This is a genomic window from Neobacillus sp. Fa239, from assembly GCF_055395235.1.
The window spans coordinates 599,278-617,189 of sequence record NZ_AP041611.1 but is presented as its reverse complement, the minus strand read 5'-3'; the positions used below and the strand labels follow the sequence as shown (position 1 = coordinate 617,189).

The window sequence follows — 17,912 nt, the reverse complement described above, 5'->3', positions numbered from 1 at the left end:
TTTTAGGAGAATTAAATTTTTTAAATGTGATAGAGTGTAATCACAGTTTTAGAACAGAGGTGAACGAAATGAGACTTTATATAATAGGTGCAGGCGTCATAGGCCGTACGCACGCGGAAGCGGCGAATAAGCTGAATGAACCGATAAAACTGCGGGTGGCTGACACCAACCCTTTGGCCATTACTGCGTTTTGTCAACAGTTTCCAGATGCCATTGGGTTTACCAATGTTCAAGAAATGCTTTATTCCGAGCCTGCTGAAGATGATGATATCGTTATTATCTGTACTCCCCCATTGGCCCATTTTGATCCTGCAAAATCGGCACTTGAATCCGGCCGTCACGTCCTTTGTGAGAAGCCTCTTGCAATGAATGATGATCAGGCACAGGAGATGATCCAGACTGCAGAAAACCATAACCGGTTTATAGGATGCTGCAGTGTACGCTTTAAAGGCATGCCTCACATGGAGACTGTCAAAAAAATCATCGATTCCGGTACTCTTGGAGAGATCTATCATGTGACGTTTGTAAACAAATGGGCACGAAGCCGTTCAGGAATCGAATATCAGCCTGAAAGCCACTGGTTTCTAGATTCTACAAGAAGCGGCGGCGGTGTTGTCATGGATTGGGGACCGTACGACTTTGCCACATTAAACGACATACTCAATCCTGACAGGATTGAAATAAATGCCGCATGGCTGGCTAAACCATTAACAGAAATAGATCCTTCCGATACTCCATTTGACGTGGAAACACATGCTGGTGCCCATATGACTTACAGCCGGGATAAGCGCAACATTCATGTCCATTACGAGCGGGCCTCATGTGCCCATGGCGAAGAGTATGTAAGGGCTGAAATCGAAGGCACCCTGGGCTCTCTTGGCTGGACTCCTTTTGATTCACGACAGCCTGTGTTCCGACGTTATGATAATCAAGGACAGATTGTTGAAGAACAAGTCGAAACCGGCCCCAGAAGCATGTACACCATTTTTGATAATCCTCTCCTTCACTTTTATCGGAAAGTCAAAGGACTGGAGTCACACGCTAACGTAAATCAACAAGCGCTAAAAAACTTTCAATGCTTAACATCCCTCTATACTGTTGCGAAAACAAGACAGAATAGAACAATTGAAATGGCTCGGAAAGGAGTATCGATTTGAATATAAAAGGATTTTCATCTAATATGTACGGCTGGACTGAACGCTGGAAACGGGACGGAAAAAAAACCGTTTGGGAAGAGTTATTCCAGGCTTGTGCAGAAGCGGGCCTGAATGCCATAGAGATTGATGCCGATACTGAAAAACTTAAATTTGCCCATTCCTTTGGATTGGCAGTCTCCGCCTCTTATATCGGCCTTCCTTTACATGTTCCTTACAGTCAACTGGAAGTGGAGCGTACGATATTGCCATATGCGGATCGCCTGGCAACAGCAAGAGGCTCTGATTTGCTCCTAAATTCAGATCCGATAAACTGGAAAAAACCAGTCGTCAAGTCAGAAGATGAGTTAATGCTGCAAGGCGAAAACTTGTCACGCATATCTGAGCTTGTAGCCCCAATTGGATTAAAGGTTTGCTTACATAATCACGCTGCTGACAACTTAAATGCAACAGGGGATTTAAGGTCTGTCATCCACTATGCAGATAAAAGTGTAGGGCTATGTGTAGATACAGGCTGGGCCCATGTTGCCGGCTGCAATCCTATTGAGTGGGTTAATACGTACCCTGATCGCATTTTCGCCTTTCATTTGCGCAACCAAAATGGGAGCGTACCGGCAGAAGACGTACTTGAGGGCGATATCAATTTCGCAGCCTTACTGGAATCTGCAGCAACTGCAAGATATAACGGCTGGCTGGCACTTGAACTTTGGCATCCTGAAAGCATACATCCTGTTCGTACAATGACGGAGGATGTACAACGTTCAATTGATTATTTAAAAAACCAGCTCGTCCATGTATGATTGCAATACTTTTATAGTAGGGCATGAACCCATCGATTAGGTTCATGCCTTTTTAGCCCCTTCTAAAACCAACCAAAAACTAAGGATGGCTATAAACGATTCTACCGTTTACAATGGTCTGCATAATCTCGAAGCGGTCGTTCATAAGCACTAGGTCAGCATCAGCTCCAGGCTCCACTCTTCCTTTATTGGTGAGACCCAGTACATCGGCTGGTGTCTTTGTAGCCATTCTAACAGCATCCGCTAAAGAAATTCCCGATTTTACCGTCTTCTCAAGCGCCTCATTCATGGTCACAGTACTCGATGCCAGTGTCCCGTCCCTTAACCTTGCCACCCTATCAACGACCTTTACCTCGTGCCCTCCGAATAAATAAGTCCCATCGCCCATCCCCATCGCTTGTAGAGCATCTGTAATCAGGACCATTTTGTCCGGTCCTTTTTCACGATAAATCAACCGGACAATGGCGGGGTGAAGATGAATATGATCGACAATAGCCTGTACACTCACGCTGCTTTCTTCAAACGCAGCAATAACCACCCCCGGGTCGCGATGATGAATCGGCCGCATCTGATTAAAACAATGAGTCACATGGCTTGCACCACATTGAAATGCCTGTTTCGCTTCTTCGTATGTTGCATCGGAATGGGCAATGGCGGCAATGATTCCCTGATCCTTTAGAAAACGAATCATTTCCAGACCACCGGGCAGCTCTGGTGCCAATGTGACCATTCGCAACAAAGAGCCAGTGTGCTCGATAATCATTTTCATTTCCTGCAAATCAGGATGCCGCAAGTAACGCTCATTTTGCATCCCTTTACGTTTAACATTCAGATAAGGTCCTTCAATGTGCATCCCGGCAATTTGTGCCCCCGGTTCTCTGCCTGCCACTTCTTTTACATTGGTAATCATGTTTAGCAGGTCCTCCAAGGAAGACGATACGGAAGTTGCCAGAAAGGAGGTACAGCCTGTTCGGGCACATGCTTTCGAAACCTCCTCCACACTCCGGGTGGTACCGTCCATCATGTCAAACCCTTCTGCTCCATGAATATGCACATCAATCATTCCGGGGATAAGGAAGCAGCCTTTTCCATCGATTTCAGTATCTGCCGTCAGTCTTGAATATGTGTAATCCGAATCGATGGAGGCTATTTGGCCGTTTCGAATAAGGACACGTGACGGCTTTGGCTCATTTCCACCTATTAAACGTACGTTATTAATTAAGGTAGTGCTCATATTTTAACGTCCTCCACATTTTGGCCAGGATTATTCAAAGTTTCAAAAATTCCTGATTAAACCCTTACTTTTTCACCGGTTTCAAGAGCCTCCACCGCTTTTAATGCGACTGATAGCGATTGAATGCTATCTTTATAGGTTGAAAGAACGAGTTTTTGATCATTTTCTGCTATCGCCTTAGCGAATGCCTCCAATTCAAGCCGGTATAGTGCATCATTCTTTGATTCAAAAAAGATTTCCTGATCATCCACCTTCCCGCTGACACTGCCTTTTGCAAGATCAAGGACTAAGTGAAGTTCATCAGATATTAGCTCAATTTGGGTGAAAACTCCTGGATATGACCAGGTATGTGTATGATTTTGCAAGATACCGTTGGTATATTTCATGGTTAGACTAAAGCTGTCCTCTACAGTGAAGTCATCCCCCTTAGATACAACGAGGTTATCCTGATAACCAGCAACTTGCCCCACTTCACCAAGGAGGTAACGTGAGAGGTCAAACATATGGATAGCCTGATCAAAGGCTGGGCCTCCGGAACGCTCTTTATTAAAAAACCACCGCGGCCAGTTCTCTCTAAGCGCAAGACCATCGAGCATGGCACTTCGTACTAATGCCACTCTTTTACCAGCGATTAACTCCTTGGTTTTCTTTACGGCACGGCTATATCGGTACATGAAGCCAACACTATTAATCACACCTGTACGATCTAAAATTTCTTCTACCTGTTTGGCCATCTCCAGATTTTTAGCCGGCGGTTTTTCAATAAAGCAATGGATTCCACGTTCCGCGGCTTCACGTACGAGAAATTCCCGAACCTCTGGCGGGGTGCAGATGATGACTCCATCTGGCTTGGCTTCCTCTAACATTTCAACATAATCAGTAAAACCTTTTACACCAAATTTGTTAGAGGCCTTATTTAGCATTACCTCATTTAAATCAGAAACACCAACTGTCTGAATCTCTTTAATATCTCTCATTGTTGTTAAATGACCTTGCCCCTGCCAGCCTGTACCTACTACCGCTAAAGGTACCATTTTATCTTCTCCTTATCATAACGATTAAGTTTTGTTAATTTTTTATAGATAAGTTGTCTTTAATTCTGGTCCAAGCATTCCTTTAATCCATATAAGAGCTTCAGCGCAGTCATTTGTCGGATCATGGTCTCCCGACTCTTGCTCAATTGACGCTGTCTTATTGTAATTCATTTCTTTTAATGCCTGTACACATTCTCCAATATTCACAATACCTGTACCCAGTGAAACAGGATGATGTTCTCCTGCCTCTCTAACATCCTTTAAATGAACATTGAAAAGATAATCTTTTAATTGCCAAAGGGCTTCGGGTGCAGAAAATCCTTGTGTGCCAAACCAGCCAGTATCAACAGCAGCACCAATTAAATCGCCATAATCCCCGATTACCTCTTTAATTTCATCAGGGTGCTTTTCCGGATGGTTTTCAACTGCCACTTTTAATCCATATTCATTACACAGTCCATATATATTGGGGGCTGCCTCTTTCGAAATACCACTGGTAATCATGTCTATCCCCAGCATTTTGGCTGTTTCAAAACAAAGGCGGGTCCACCTTGGATACCGTACTGGATCGCCAAGGGAGCATGAATAAGAATAAACACTCAATTCATGCTGCCGCCAAATCTCCTTTAGTTCATCGGCAAAGTATGGAGTCATAAACTTTGGAAAAGCATGGCCCATCCAAAGCTCGATATGTTGAAACCCGGCATTTTTAATATCACGGCAAATTCGATCAAATTCAGCAATGCTAAAATTTTCAATAACTTTCCGTTCGGCAGCTCCCCATTCATCCATACTAGTTTGATAGTTCATCGAACGGGCAAAATAGTTTGCTGTTTGAAATCCAATTATCATATATGGCACCTCTTATTTCATTTAATTAGGTCTCGCGCGCATCGATTCTGCCGCTTTATAAACAACTATACATAGTTAAACCCTTCCGGAAATGGCAGCGGGATTGGAAAAATATCATTTAAATACGAATCTATATTTGAATTGCCCAAAAGCAGCAATTCTTCTAAAGAAGCATTTTCAAGAATCACTGCGTTATTTTTATATAGCAATCTTTTATGATTTTTATCAACGTTTATAATTTCTATTTTTCCCTGCAAAAATGGCTCCAATTGTTCCAATAACAAGTCCAAGTCTATAATTTTTGCCGTACCTGGGAATGGCGAATCTCCCATTTTTAATGGTGCCAGCAGATGATTCAGTCCACTTTCATATGCGGGTATGGAAAATTTAATCGTTTTGATCCCATCCTGAAAAGATTTTGCCAGAATGTCATGAATGGCGTGCGGGTCCCCTCCCCATTCGATTATCCGGGCAGTTGCAACGCTCGCAGAAGATTCAGGAATCCCCAAAACTAAAAACGCTTCTATCTCATTTTCCTTCTCCGCAACAAGGATTTTATGCTTCATTTTGAGAATGCTGGCAAATCCTCTGGCATGATTAAGAATCGAAAGGTCCAAAATGCTTTGTTCAAAATGCACAAATCGTGAACGGGCCAATTTTCTTAAATGGAACCAGTCAATCGGGAGAAATTCCCTGACAAGATAGTTTCCATTTTTTAATAGACTTCCATCCTGAATTTCGTATTTTTTAAGTTTTCCATAGAATGAACAACCTGCTTTTAAATACATCAGCAAATTTCCGGAAACAAATAAAATGGATGCATTCGCCAGACGAATGTGTTCAAATATTTTCTTTAATAAAGTAATGGCATAACCCTTTCTTCTATGCTCAGGATGTGTACAAACGGCACCGATGGAGTAAGCTTGAATTTCCGCCTGCCCTACATGAACAACGGAAGGTACCAAGCCAATAAATGAAACTAACTCACCATTGTCAAACGCTCCATATGATTGATTGAGAGCAGGGGAAAATACTAGTGGAAATGCCTCTCCCATTGAGACATGCCCGACATCTCGAAAGGACCTGTCTGCTAATGCAATGGCCAGTTTGTACTCATCATATTTGAGTAAACGAAACTCTATCATTTTTGTCTCCTTTTCTCCAAGCAAGAAAATCATACATGGTAAAAGTATTTTTCACCGTCAATTTCACCATACTCGATGACCGTTTTAAATTGATTTAAATCAATCCATAATTTACAAAAGTTTTGATCGTTTTTCCAAACCAGGCGGACCTCTTTATTTGAAGATGACTCCACTTCAAATTCACCATTAAAAGCAGGATTTTCGTTTCTGAATTTAATTAGCTTGACTAATCGTTTTACCACATCTTTTTTTACATTTTTTTCAATCTCTTCAAAGGAATAATTATGTCTGTTAATTGCGCGGCCATCCCCGATCATTTCTACGGCATCTAAATCATTTACTCCTGCGAGTAAGCCTTCATAATATACTTGAGGAATACCTGGTGCAAAAAATTGAATCGCTCTTGAAGCCAGGTACGCATCGTCATCTTCCCCCAGCATGGAATAAAATGTTCCGTTAATTTGATGAACATTAAATTCTTTACCGGAATCAGCATCATTTTTAATAATCCTGCTAATATTTGCACCTCTTTCAATACAAATATTAGTGACCATTTCTGCCTCTTCCAGATCCAAAAGCCCTTCCATATCAGGCAAAACCGGAATCCCATCATGACAATCAAGCATGGTAAATTGATTGATTGGTCTATTCTTTAAATAATTTTTGAGATTTGTACTCGATTTACTTAACAAACAGCTTAGAACGGTATAAGGCAATATAAAGTCATATATCCAAAAATTCTTCTCACAAAGCGCAAATTGGGTTTCCCTGTCAGCGTGAACTTCTGGTAATAATTCGATATTAAGATTATTAGCCATTTGTTTAAATTCATCTAAAAAGTTGTAGATTTCAGGTTCTACAAAAAAGCAGCTTGTTCCCCGCTTCTTAATGACATAGCCTACTGCATCTAAACGAACCTGTTTGATATTATTTTCCTTAAAGTTCTGGAAAATCGTTTTTAATAGTTCCATTGTTTTAGGAGAGTTTATATCCAAGTCAATCTGTTCCGATGGATCCGTTTTTCCAAAAGTCGTCCAAACTGTTATTTCTTCATTGGTCTTAAGTTTAAAAGTCGAAAATGGCTTTTTTCTTCTAAGAAAAATTTGATCGAGATCAGCTTTAAGAGGGGTACCATTTTCCCAAATTTTATCGATCGTAATAAAGATATCCGCATACTCCGACTCATTTCCTTTTTCCAAGAAATCTTTAAAGTATAGTGACTGTCTTGATATGTGATTGACCATTAAATCAACCATAATATTGTATTTTTGCCCCAGCACTTTTATATCTTCCCACGATCCGAATGCCGGTTCTATTTCCAAGTATGTTATAGGTGCGAAACCTCGGTCACCTGATGAAGGAAAAGGAGGCAATATATGTAATCCTCCTTTAAACGTATCTGGAAAATACATCTCTAATGTTTTGCAGAGTCCCTTTAAGTCTCCACCCAGTGAATCAGGATATGTTATTAGTTGTACCTGGTTTTTAATTTTCATGACAAGCTATAATCCCTTCAAAAAATAATTTCCATCTTTAAAATTTTTCAATAATCTCTCTTAGCGGTTTAAATTGCTTTTCGTAGATTGTGCGATAAATTTCATATATTTCTTTATTCGGTTGGACCACTATTTGCGACTTCATGAATGTACTACCCACCGCCGCTTCCAAAGAAGGAAAAATACCTTCGCCAGCCGATGCGATTAAGGCAGCACCACATAGTGCTGCTTCTGCAATCTCGGGAAGAACAAGCTCAATTCCAGAAATGTTTGCCTTAATCCTGATCCAATGAGGATTGCGGACCCCTCCTCCAAGGACTCTTATTCTATTAATCTTCATTCCGGTCGTTTTTTCTGCTTCCTCTCTAATCCATTCCATCTGATAGGAATTTCCTTCCAACACTGCTTTCAGTATGTCAGGTTTACCGTGATTTTTGGTTAATCCAAGAAAAGAAGCCCTCGCATTCGGATTGGATCTTGGTGCACCACTGCCTGTCAGATATGGGTAAAAAACAATGCCGCTAGGATTTCCTCCTGCCATTTCTAAATAATCATTTATTTGGGCATACGTCAGCCGGCCATCTCCGAGAATGTCCCTCATCCATTCAACTGATCCGCCTGATGAGGAATGTCCCCCCATCCAAATATACAAGTCATTGCAGGGATGCAAGCCAAATGATAATCCAGATTCGTAATCTTCCTTCGTCAGCCCGCGCTTTGCAAAAGTACCCACTAATGTCTCGGCAGTTCCCATCGAATTATAAACATTGCCAGCAGAAACAACCCCTGCCGCTAAGGAGGAACTCACGTGATCGTGCCCGGCAATATAAACATGTGTATTCGAAGATAATCCCAGCTCCGTTAATTCTTGCTTTACTGTACCTGCCGGTTCCAAACCATGCGTCACGTCCGGAAATAAATCGGTTCGAAAACCAAAGTGGCGAATCAAGGCCTCATTCCATTCATTCCGATCGATTCGATATACAAATGTCCGGGCCGCAAGCGATTGTTCCTCTGCCATTTTTCCTGTTAAGCAATAGGCAATATAGGAAGAAACAGACAACCAAACAACCTGATCCTGAAAAACAGAAGGCTCCCTGTCACGAAGCCACAGTAACTTCGATAACCCATGTTTGAATGATAGGCGGAGGCCGGTATGACGAAACTGCTCAAAGGAATCAATTTCTTTTTCAACTAATTCTGTTTGTTTAATCGAGCAAGATTCAAACCATGGAATAATCTCCGATGCCTGCTTACCTGTATAACGGTTTACCAGCAGGCCGCTTTCAGCCATGCTGGTTATACTTACGGCTCTTATTCTTTTTCCGCTTGTCTTTCCAACAAGATCTTTTATTAGGTGTGCTACCGTCTTCCAAAGGCATTGCGCACAAATATACGTAAAGCCTTCGGAATGAATCTCATATTGTGTTTGACAGCCGCTTGTGGTGATACATGTCCCGTCTTCTTCAAATAAACCGGCTTTTAGATTTGTGGTCCCGATATCAATCGAAATAATCATCTTTGCACACTCCCTAACTAGAAAAGGCCCCGGCTGTTACAATCCGATGGTATGAATTTCGCCCTAAAGCACCTTCAGGCATTTTCCATGGTGCGTCAAAATAAAGTCTTTCTTCTTGTAATTCATCTATACAGGTATTACTTCCGTCCAGCCATTGTTTGAGACGATACTCCGCCGTTTCTAGTCTCGACAATACTCCTCCGTAGCGAATATCAATGATCTCCCAGCCAAATGGTTTCATCGTCGACAACCATAAAGAACGATGCAGTTTACGAAGCTCGTCTACCATGGTTCTTAATAAGGGGAGTTCCGCTTTTAATTGTGTTAACTCCTCTTTATCCATACGATCATAAGCAGCCTTTAATTTGTTCCCAAAGTCTGCTTTAACACTCAGAACTTGAGCAAGCTGTGTATAAAAATCAAATATCCCTGCCCAGCTTTTATTGCGCTCTTTTGCTTTTTCCAAGCGGGAAGCCAGGGAATTATAATGTTCATTTAATGGTAAGGATTGAATATTTGCATCATACAAGCCAATTAAAACGTCCTGCCATAACAAAAATTTGGACGGATTTGATTCATGCAAATTATCCTTTGAAACACCCGGTGTCTCATCAAATTCATTTAAGGAAAGAAAGTCATCCCAATTTCCGCCTGTGCAGAAGAAAAACCGTTTTGCTAATCGTTCTGGACTTACATCATTTCCATACCCATGTTCAGCAAACAGCTGCAGCCCGGCTAATCCTGCGAATGGATTTGTTTCAGCCCCATTATCTCCCCACATAGTCGCGAAAACTTCAGAGATTCCTTCTTTTTTACAAGCCTCTAAAGCAGCATTCGTGGTAGCCATTGTTTTTCCATAGTTCGGAGAGATTCCATTCCAAGTCCAGACACCGCCTGCAAAAATTGGATCAGAGCCAAACTGCTTATGTTTTTGCAAGAATTTCCGATAAAATTGTATATCCGTATGGTAATAATCCCAATAAACGAATTGAACATCCTTCGGCATTGATTCAATAACATCATCAGGTATATGTGCGTCCAGATCATAGTAGTTTCCTGTTTTGGAACCAAGCCGAAAATACATATCGCTCCATATCATCGGCGTTAATGACAGCTTTTCAGCAAGTGAAACAACCTTATGCAAATGCCGGTTCATAATCTCAAATCGTTTTTCATACCCATTCTGTTCGAGGTATTTACCTAAGCCGAGCTGATGTGCCTCATCCATTCCAATATGAATTCGATTAGAGCGAAACGGCTTTGATGCTGCTTTCAATAACTCTTCAATGAATTCATAAGTCTCATCATGGCCGGCTAGTAAAATATCAGCTGTATCTTTCATGTTGGCAGCATAATTCCATTTCAGCGCTTCCGTTAAATGGGCAAGTGTTTGAATACAAGGAATCATTTCTATTCCAAACTGACTGGCATAATCATCACATGCTTGCAATTCCTTTTCACTATATCTTCCGCGCATATAGCCAAAGTAAGGGTACTTCTCGACAGTAAATGTATCCTCTGTATACATCATCACGAGATTTAATCCCATTAAAGCCATTTTCCGTAAAAGAGTTTGAATCCCTTCAACAGTCAGAACAGCATTACGGGATACATCAACCATGACTCCATTCGTTTTAAATTGCGGCTCTTCACTTACTTCAAATACTTTATTTTCTTCATATTCTTGTAACCACAATCCCAGCGCCCTGAAGAAATGGATTTTCTTCTGATAGTGTATTTTACCGCCATTTTCCTGGCTGCTTACTGTTAATGGACCTTCCATTTGTTTCACATAAACCGGAAATCCATCCTCGGCGAATTCAATATTCAGATCATTGCAGATGATTTCTAAACCCTGCTCCAGGCCTTTGATATCTCCTAAAAAGTGAATTTTCATAGGAATTTACACCTCAAACCAATAATTTTGATTCAATTTGCTATACCAAAAATAGCTGTCTTTTTTCGTTCTTTTTAATGTTTGATAGTCAACATGAACAAGACCGAACCGCATGCTATAGCCATATGCCCATTCATAATTATCCATCAATGACCAAATACAATAGCCTTTAAGATTAACTCCTGACTCAAGTGCACGGCTAATCTGTGTCAAGTGCTGTTTCAGGTACTTAATTCGCTTGTCATCGCGGACACGCCCATCTACCGGGCCCTGATTATAAGTCGCTCCATTTTCAGTAATGTAGATTGGAATATCGCCGTATTTATTTTTAATATCCATTAGGACTTTATAGAACCCCTCCGGGTAAATGGTGAAACCAATGTCCGTGTGATCAAAGCCGATATCAACATGTTCACAATCAAACGTTCCCTGCCCCTCTTTATATCGGGAAACCGTACCGGTATAATAGTTGATTCCGAGAATATCAATCGGGTGTGAAATGATTTCCATATCGCCTTCTTCGATGTTTACTTTTGCCCCTTTTTGCGCAAACCAATCCACTAATATTTCTGGGTATTTCCCCTTGAATACTGGGTCAAAGAACCATTCCATGAACCATGCAGACAAACGCCTGCAAGCTTCAATATCCTCCTGACGGTTGCTATATGGTTCATACCATGTAACATTCGGCGCAAATCCTATTTCACCCGGTAACCCAAGTTCTTTAAAACGTTTCACTGTTCGTCCATGGGCAAGTAATAAGTGGTGTGCAACATCAAGGGATGTTTGAAGATCTTGTTCTCCCGGGGCCTGTTCTCCGACAAAGTATCCTAAAAAGGATACACACCATGGCTCATTTATCGTTAACCAAGATTTGATTTTCCCTGAAAATTCGCGGAACAATAAATCCGCGTACTCCACAAATGCCTCAATGGTTTGACGATTCTTCCAGCCTCCTTCATCTTGAAGCGCTTGCGGAAGATCCCAGTGATAGATGGTGCAAAGCGGCTCAATACCGTTTTCCAGCAGCTTATCCACAAATTGATGATAGTGATCCAGACCTTTTTGATTGACCTCGCCTCTTCCATTTGGAAAAATTCTTGGCCAGGCAATCGAGAAACGATAGGTGTTTACGCCCAATTCTTTTAATAACGCAATATCTTCCTCCATGCGGTGATAGCTGTCACAAGCAATATCGCCATTGTCCCCGTTACTGACCTTTCCGGGAATCCGGCTAAAAGTATCCCAGACCGACATGCCTCTGCCATCCTCATTATAGGCACCCTCAATTTGATATGAAGCCGTCGATACACCAAAGCGAAAATCTTTAGGAAAAGATATAATTGCCATAATGTTTAACCCCTTTAGATTAATTACTATTCAGATTTTTGCAGCACGGACTCAATCTTCCAATAAGGAAAACAAGCAGGCTGACCTATCAAACTATAAAGTTATTTTTCTTGAAATGGTTTCATTTCCCTCAACATGATCTGTTTGTTCGATATATGGCTGCGGTTTAAAATGTGCTTTTTCTTTCTCCAGCCAATCTCGCCAGGATTTTGGCTCCTTGCTAATGTTCTGTGAACTTAAGCGCTTTAATTCTGAATGGGCTTGCTTGCTAAGCAGGGAGCGCACATCCGTAAGATAACGAATTAATATCTCATACCCTTTTGTGCTTCCGCAGCGCGCCAATGCCCGGCCAATGGCTAATTCCAATAATGCACGTCTTTCAAGGAAAAAATCTGGCTGATAGCCGTAATAGCAATACTGATTTTGAACAGAAGAAATGGTCCATAATTTCTCAAGTACTGATACTGCGCCTGAATCTCCTAATTTTTCAGCGCCTACACAAATGGCATGGATATAATAAAAAATCCCCCACATTTTATCTTTAAAATCCTCATCTGTTGGATTCAATAAATCCGCCACTTTCTGCCAAACCTCAATACTTCGTTTGTCCCTTGTCAAGCCTAAGGAATAAAGTAAATAGCAGGCATCTGGCATGGCACCATGATCCGGCGGCATTGTTACATACAAAATATCCGCAGTCCGTTTTGGCAATTGGTTCGCTTGAAGCATTGTCATTATTTCCGAAATTAATGTCGGCACACCAGCTTTCGATTCATACATTGCCAATGCCTGTGCGATTCGGACCTTCCGAATCCCTTCTGCTTGGTCATGGGCTTTTTCAAGGTAGGGAAGGATCCGTTTCCCAACTGTACAAATTTCCACGAATGGTATTCGATTTTGATAGATTTCATTCATCCGCATATTGGAGTATTCATATAGCGGCTCATTCACTTCAATAGAATCGATCAAATGCTCCAAATCTTCATCGGTGTAATGAATAGCCTCTATATTCCTTGTCAAAATACTTTCAGGCATTAATTCTTCTTTAACGATTCTCTCCTGCAAAAGCCGGCAGTCTATTTGTCTGGGATATTTGTTTTCTTTTACAGCCATCGCTGCAGCCAGGGCTGCAATACCTCCGAGATTTTCCAAATCCGATTGCATGCGGATGGCAGGAAGAGCATCGTGCGTTGCTGAAATCGCTTTTCCAACCACCAGTATTCCTTCAAGTCCTTTTGGTAAAAGCATCCGGTATGGGATTTCTATTTCCAGATTGGGCGGGATTAAACCGGCATGCAGCCAATTCGCCTCGCTGATTCCTTTCATATCGTGGTTGCTAAAATGGATATTGATACAATCAGGCCAGCTTCGCTGCAGCAATTGGTCACTCATTGTCATGAGTATGTCCCCAAAAATGTGGCGGCTCTCACGGGGAGCCACATAGATACCGTGATCATGGCAACCATCCACATCAATACTCCATCTTCTTCTCCCTGCCAAAATCGCCCTGGTGTAGTCCTGCACATCCGAAACGTTTACCATGCTTGTAAAATTATTCTGCAATTTACCGGGTGCATTATATTGGGCAAGAGAATACCACATCACAACATGGTCGCGAACGGAACCATATACAAATTCAGCCCCCGCAAAAGCAGCAACGTCCCCATCACCTGTGGCATCTATCACACAGTCCGCGAATATCGAGTACACTCCCCATCTTGTTGCCACAAGACTGCCGCATACTCTGGTCTGTTTCATGATGGCCCCAAAGGTGATGGTGTTGAACAACAGATCAATTCCTAATCGATCAGCCATTTCTAAAAGGGCAAATTTTTTGGCTTCAATATTCCATTTATGCCCCTTATACTTAATTCGCTTTTGAACATTATGAACAAGCTTTGTAATCTTTTCAGCATATCCGTGGCGTTTCCCAAACCAATAGCTGTCAACACCGCCAAACGTTCCTGTTCCACCAAGACCAGGATTTAGGTCAACCAAAATAGTTGACATTCCTTCTTGTGCAGAAACAATGGCTGCTGAACCTCCGCTGGAACCGCCGCCAGAAACGAGTATATTCGCTGTTTTAGAATGGCCTATTTCCCGAACGGGAACGTTCCCAAAATTGAGTTCTCGTTCTAAATAATCAACAGGAATCTTTACCTCGTATAAAGAATTCATATTTACAGAGGTTTTTTTAATCTGCATATCATTATGACTTTCAAAGGTGAAATCTTTTACTAATTTTGCAAACTGTTCACCGTACATTGCTGCTTTTACAGGATCAAGCCAATCGGCATTATGATTCTCGTAAAAATCTTTATAAAAACACCAGGTATTTGGATGGTTTAGTCTGGTTTTTTCAAAATGCACACTGTAGCGGGATGTTAGTTCGTCCATTGGGTATGGCCCTTTTAATTCATTGGAACTGGCGCATAGCAATGCTTTTTGAAATGATGGCATCTCATGAACCAAAAACTCTGCGAGGGCAATCCCCGACTTTTGTGCCGCTGTTTCACGAAGCTGATTCCCTTCCAGGCAGTTTTCCGATTGCAATATCATTTGATATTCAACATAGAAATGGCCATTTTGATGGAAGCCCGGATAGAGACGGACTTTATTATCTTTTAATTTTAATTCTGACGGTACGGCTATTTCTTGTTGATCCATTTCCAGCACATTCGTAAACTCTAATATTCGTTTATAACATGCCTTACCCTCCTGAATAGGAGCTTTCAATGGTTCACTTGTTAAAAATGCGGCTATGGCTGTTTCGGATGTATCGACAATGATGTGACAATGGATTAATTGTCTGCCAGATTTATTGGCAATAACCAACCCATTCAAATTGCTATCAATTTGGCAAATTGCAATTGGTAAAGAGGCATATAATAATTGCACACCTGCTGCGATTAACTCCTCTTCCAGCTTTATTTTCAATTGATCGACATGGAAGACGACTACCTCTGAGCCTGCACCAGGCAATATTTTTCCACATGTCTCTTTACATCTTTCAATCAGTTTTGAACTTGATGGATCAGATGAATCTATCCAAGGACTGAGTGTTGCTGTCATTTCACTGCCTAAATAGGTCCGTGATTCCACCACTATCACTCGTTTACCTTGACTGGCGAATTGTAATGTACTGGCTAAACCGGCGAAGGATCCTCCAATGATGGCTACATCCACCTCTGCCAAAATAGGAATATCTTGAGCAGGCAATTGCAGATTATTCACTCATCCTGCCCCCCTTATTAGTTGGCTTTCTCAATCTCAACAAGAACTTCACCATGAATATCACTACAGTCAATCGTAAAGAGATGTTTATTTGCCGAATCTTTTTTCACTGCTGCCTCTACGCCATTGACTTTCGCTCTTACAGGCTGTCCTTCAGACACCAAAGCAAAAATGCCGCCTTCTTTTAATGCTATCTTCATATCCTTTTCAGTGTTCCAAACCTTTTCGATCGCATCATTGCATACGAGCTTATTTAGAAGCCCAAGCGGCGTAATCTGATTTTCATAGGGAACTATGACAAATAGAGAAGCGCCATTTTCAGCTAATTCAATGTTAATTCGCTCTTCTTTGTTTACATTCCAAAGTTTCCTCGTTATTACATCGAAAACGATGAACTTATCGCCGGTGATAGTAGGAATATCACACGGACTGATGCTGCCATAAATCGATTCATTTCCTTCTGCTATATTAAATGCAGCAATAACTCCTGCACCGTTACAGGTATTCCAAATTTTGAGCGGTGTTTTCGTTTTAATTGGATCAATAAACAGACAATCCTCCGTTGGAACTCCTGGCCGCTCGCAACGAATAATTCTTCCATTCTTATATATTAATGGCCAAATTTTATCGGGATCTGTATTATCAACTGCATCACTAAAATAGATTGGCCCGCCGCTGACAACACGAAGAATCATATTTTGCAAATCATCGTGGTTCTGCGTCCAATACATGTCCCAATCGCCCCAATAAAAGGCGCCATGATATAGGGAGTTGTACGCATTTTGCAGAGCATGCTCTTTAAAGCTGTTTGTTTCTTGTGGAACAAAATCATCACTATTACGTGAGACAGCAGAATATGGCCGGTGCCAAATATTTTCTAGTGCCATTCCCATACAATTGATTACAACATTTTTAAAATGTAAGGAACACGAAGCTTCAAGTGCTGTATGGGCGCCGCTTGCTGCTTCCCCAATGGGTTGGTTATTCTCCGAAAAGTTGGCGATAGCACTTTGACTGTCTACCTTTACAAAATCAATACCATCTTTTTTCAATTTTGAATGCCATGCATGCCAAAAGCCAAACCCCTCTTCTGCTTTTGGGGAAGGAATGAGACTCCCATTCTTCGTTTTATATAAATGCCCATCTAATGAATTTGCTAACGCACTGTCTGGTGAAATTCCTTCCCAATAGCCGACAATGGTATGCCAAACGCCAACCCAGTTCACACCAAATTTCTTCTTCAGTATTGAAACGGTATTGGATAATCCTTTTGGGAATTTTGCCCTGTCGGCATTAAATGATTGAAGTTTTTTTCCCTCGACCTCGGACCAGCCATCATCAATCATCATCCATTTAACAGGGATATTTTTTTGCTTCAATTCCTCTGCCTTTGTGAGGATTCCTTCCTCATTTACGGTGTGATAGAAGGCGTCCCAGCTGCACCAGCCTATGTAATCCAAAATTTCGGGATATCTTTTTTCCTCTCTTGGAAGGGTGCTTTGGCCTCCAACCAATAAGGCCGTTTTTACATTTTCATTCACTAAATCAAATGGATTTTTTGCCGTTCCTAAAATGAAGGCAAATGAAGATAGCTGATCAAAGCCACCATGATAAGGAGAAATGGAAATTTGTAAGCCCTTCTCGGTACCCGACAAATCTGTCCGTGAAATTTCACCGCAAACAGGCAGTATATGATAATAATTTTGAGCATTTTTTAAGAGCAATGATTGTGTGCGCTCAGGTACATCATGAATATTTGTCGTAAAAAACGGACGTGTCCACCAGTCTTTATGCTGGTAGTTCGCCATTATCTCATAGTTTCCCATCATATCATTAATGGTTATATTGATGGCATGATTTGCTGAAAAAAAGTTTTGCTTCTTGAACAATTCCTCATTTTTGATTGCGGCATCAACAAAGGTGACGAAAAAGGAATCATAACAACGAAATCGCAGCGCTGTATGAATGGATTCTAAACCATTCTGAAATTGATAAATGTATTCTTTAAATTTACCTAACTTGTCTTCTCCAGTACTTTCTTGACCAGATTTAGACGGTAAAAATTCTGTTGATTGAGTAGTCAGATTTATAGAGACTTGAATACCTGAGAAAATTGTCTCATTCTTGAAAAGACATTGGAGCCCGTCTTGTTTTTGTTGGATTTCAAACATATTACTACTCCTTTGTTTTTTTGGCT

12 protein-coding genes are annotated in these 17,912 nt (G+C 41.2%); 2 read left to right on the top strand and 10 right to left on the bottom strand.

The window, feature by feature from the left end; all coding sequences use genetic code 11:
• Nucleotides 1-68: 68 nt before the first annotated feature.
• Entirely contained in the window at nt 69-1,157 is a 1,089-nt protein-coding gene (locus tag ACZ5XR_RS02895) for a Gfo/Idh/MocA family protein (protein WP_464500210.1), read from the top strand.
• Entirely contained in the window at nt 1,154-1,954 is an 801-nt protein-coding gene (locus tag ACZ5XR_RS02890) for a sugar phosphate isomerase/epimerase family protein (protein ID WP_464500209.1), read from the top strand. Before ACZ5XR_RS02895 ends, ACZ5XR_RS02890 begins: the two co-directional genes overlap by 4 nt.
• A gap of 79 nt (nt 1,955-2,033) precedes the next feature.
• Here ACZ5XR_RS02890 and nagA read toward each other — a convergent pair whose 3' ends face one another.
• From nagA to ACZ5XR_RS02840, 10 genes are all read right to left on the bottom strand, one after another.
• Nucleotides 2,034-3,188, bottom strand: coding sequence for an N-acetylglucosamine-6-phosphate deacetylase (nagA, locus tag ACZ5XR_RS02885; RefSeq protein WP_464500208.1), 1,155 nt, complete (start codon nt 3,186-3,188; stop codon nt 2,034-2,036).
• Between the two features lie 56 nt (nt 3,189-3,244).
• Nucleotides 3,245-4,222, bottom strand: coding sequence for a Gfo/Idh/MocA family protein (locus ACZ5XR_RS02880; RefSeq protein ID WP_464500207.1), 978 nt, complete (start codon nt 4,220-4,222; stop codon nt 3,245-3,247).
• A gap of 42 nt (nt 4,223-4,264) precedes the next feature.
• Nucleotides 4,265-5,074, bottom strand: a complete 810-nt coding sequence (locus tag ACZ5XR_RS02875) for a sugar phosphate isomerase/epimerase family protein (RefSeq protein ID WP_464500206.1) — start codon at nt 5,072-5,074, stop codon at nt 4,265-4,267.
• A 65-nt stretch (nt 5,075-5,139) separates the two neighbouring features.
• Nucleotides 5,140-6,219 carry a GNAT family N-acetyltransferase gene (locus tag ACZ5XR_RS02870; RefSeq protein WP_464500205.1) on the bottom strand — a complete coding sequence of 360 codons (1,080 nt, stop codon included), beginning with the start codon at nt 6,217-6,219 and terminating at the stop codon, nt 5,140-5,142.
• 29 nt (nt 6,220-6,248) lie between these two features.
• Nucleotides 6,249-7,715 (bottom strand): sucrose phosphorylase, encoded by a 1,467-nt coding sequence (gene gtfA / locus ACZ5XR_RS02865; protein WP_464500204.1) that lies wholly within the window; start codon nt 7,713-7,715, stop codon nt 6,249-6,251.
• A 37-nt stretch (nt 7,716-7,752) separates the two neighbouring features.
• Nucleotides 7,753-9,234: an FGGY-family carbohydrate kinase gene (locus tag ACZ5XR_RS02860; protein WP_464500203.1), complete on the bottom strand. Its 1,482-nt coding sequence runs from the start codon at nt 9,232-9,234 to the stop codon at nt 7,753-7,755.
• A gap of 13 nt (nt 9,235-9,247) precedes the next feature.
• Nucleotides 9,248-11,131 carry a family 20 glycosylhydrolase gene (locus ACZ5XR_RS02855; protein WP_464500202.1) on the bottom strand — a complete coding sequence of 628 codons (1,884 nt, stop codon included), beginning with the start codon at nt 11,129-11,131 and terminating at the stop codon, nt 9,248-9,250.
• Between the two features lie 6 nt (nt 11,132-11,137).
• The gene (locus tag ACZ5XR_RS02850; protein WP_464500201.1) at nt 11,138-12,481 is read right to left on the bottom strand and encodes a GH1 family beta-glucosidase; all 1,344 of its coding nucleotides are present in this window, start codon (nt 12,479-12,481) and stop codon (nt 11,138-11,140) included.
• Between the two features lie 93 nt (nt 12,482-12,574).
• The gene (locus ACZ5XR_RS02845) at nt 12,575-15,715 is read right to left on the bottom strand and encodes an FAD-dependent oxidoreductase (RefSeq protein ID WP_464500200.1); all 3,141 of its coding nucleotides are present in this window, start codon (nt 15,713-15,715) and stop codon (nt 12,575-12,577) included.
• A gap of 17 nt (nt 15,716-15,732) precedes the next feature.
• Entirely contained in the window at nt 15,733-17,886 is a 2,154-nt protein-coding gene (locus ACZ5XR_RS02840) for a Sip1-related alpha-galactosidase (RefSeq protein ID WP_464500199.1), read from the bottom strand.
• Nucleotides 17,887-17,912: the final 26 nt, after the last annotated feature.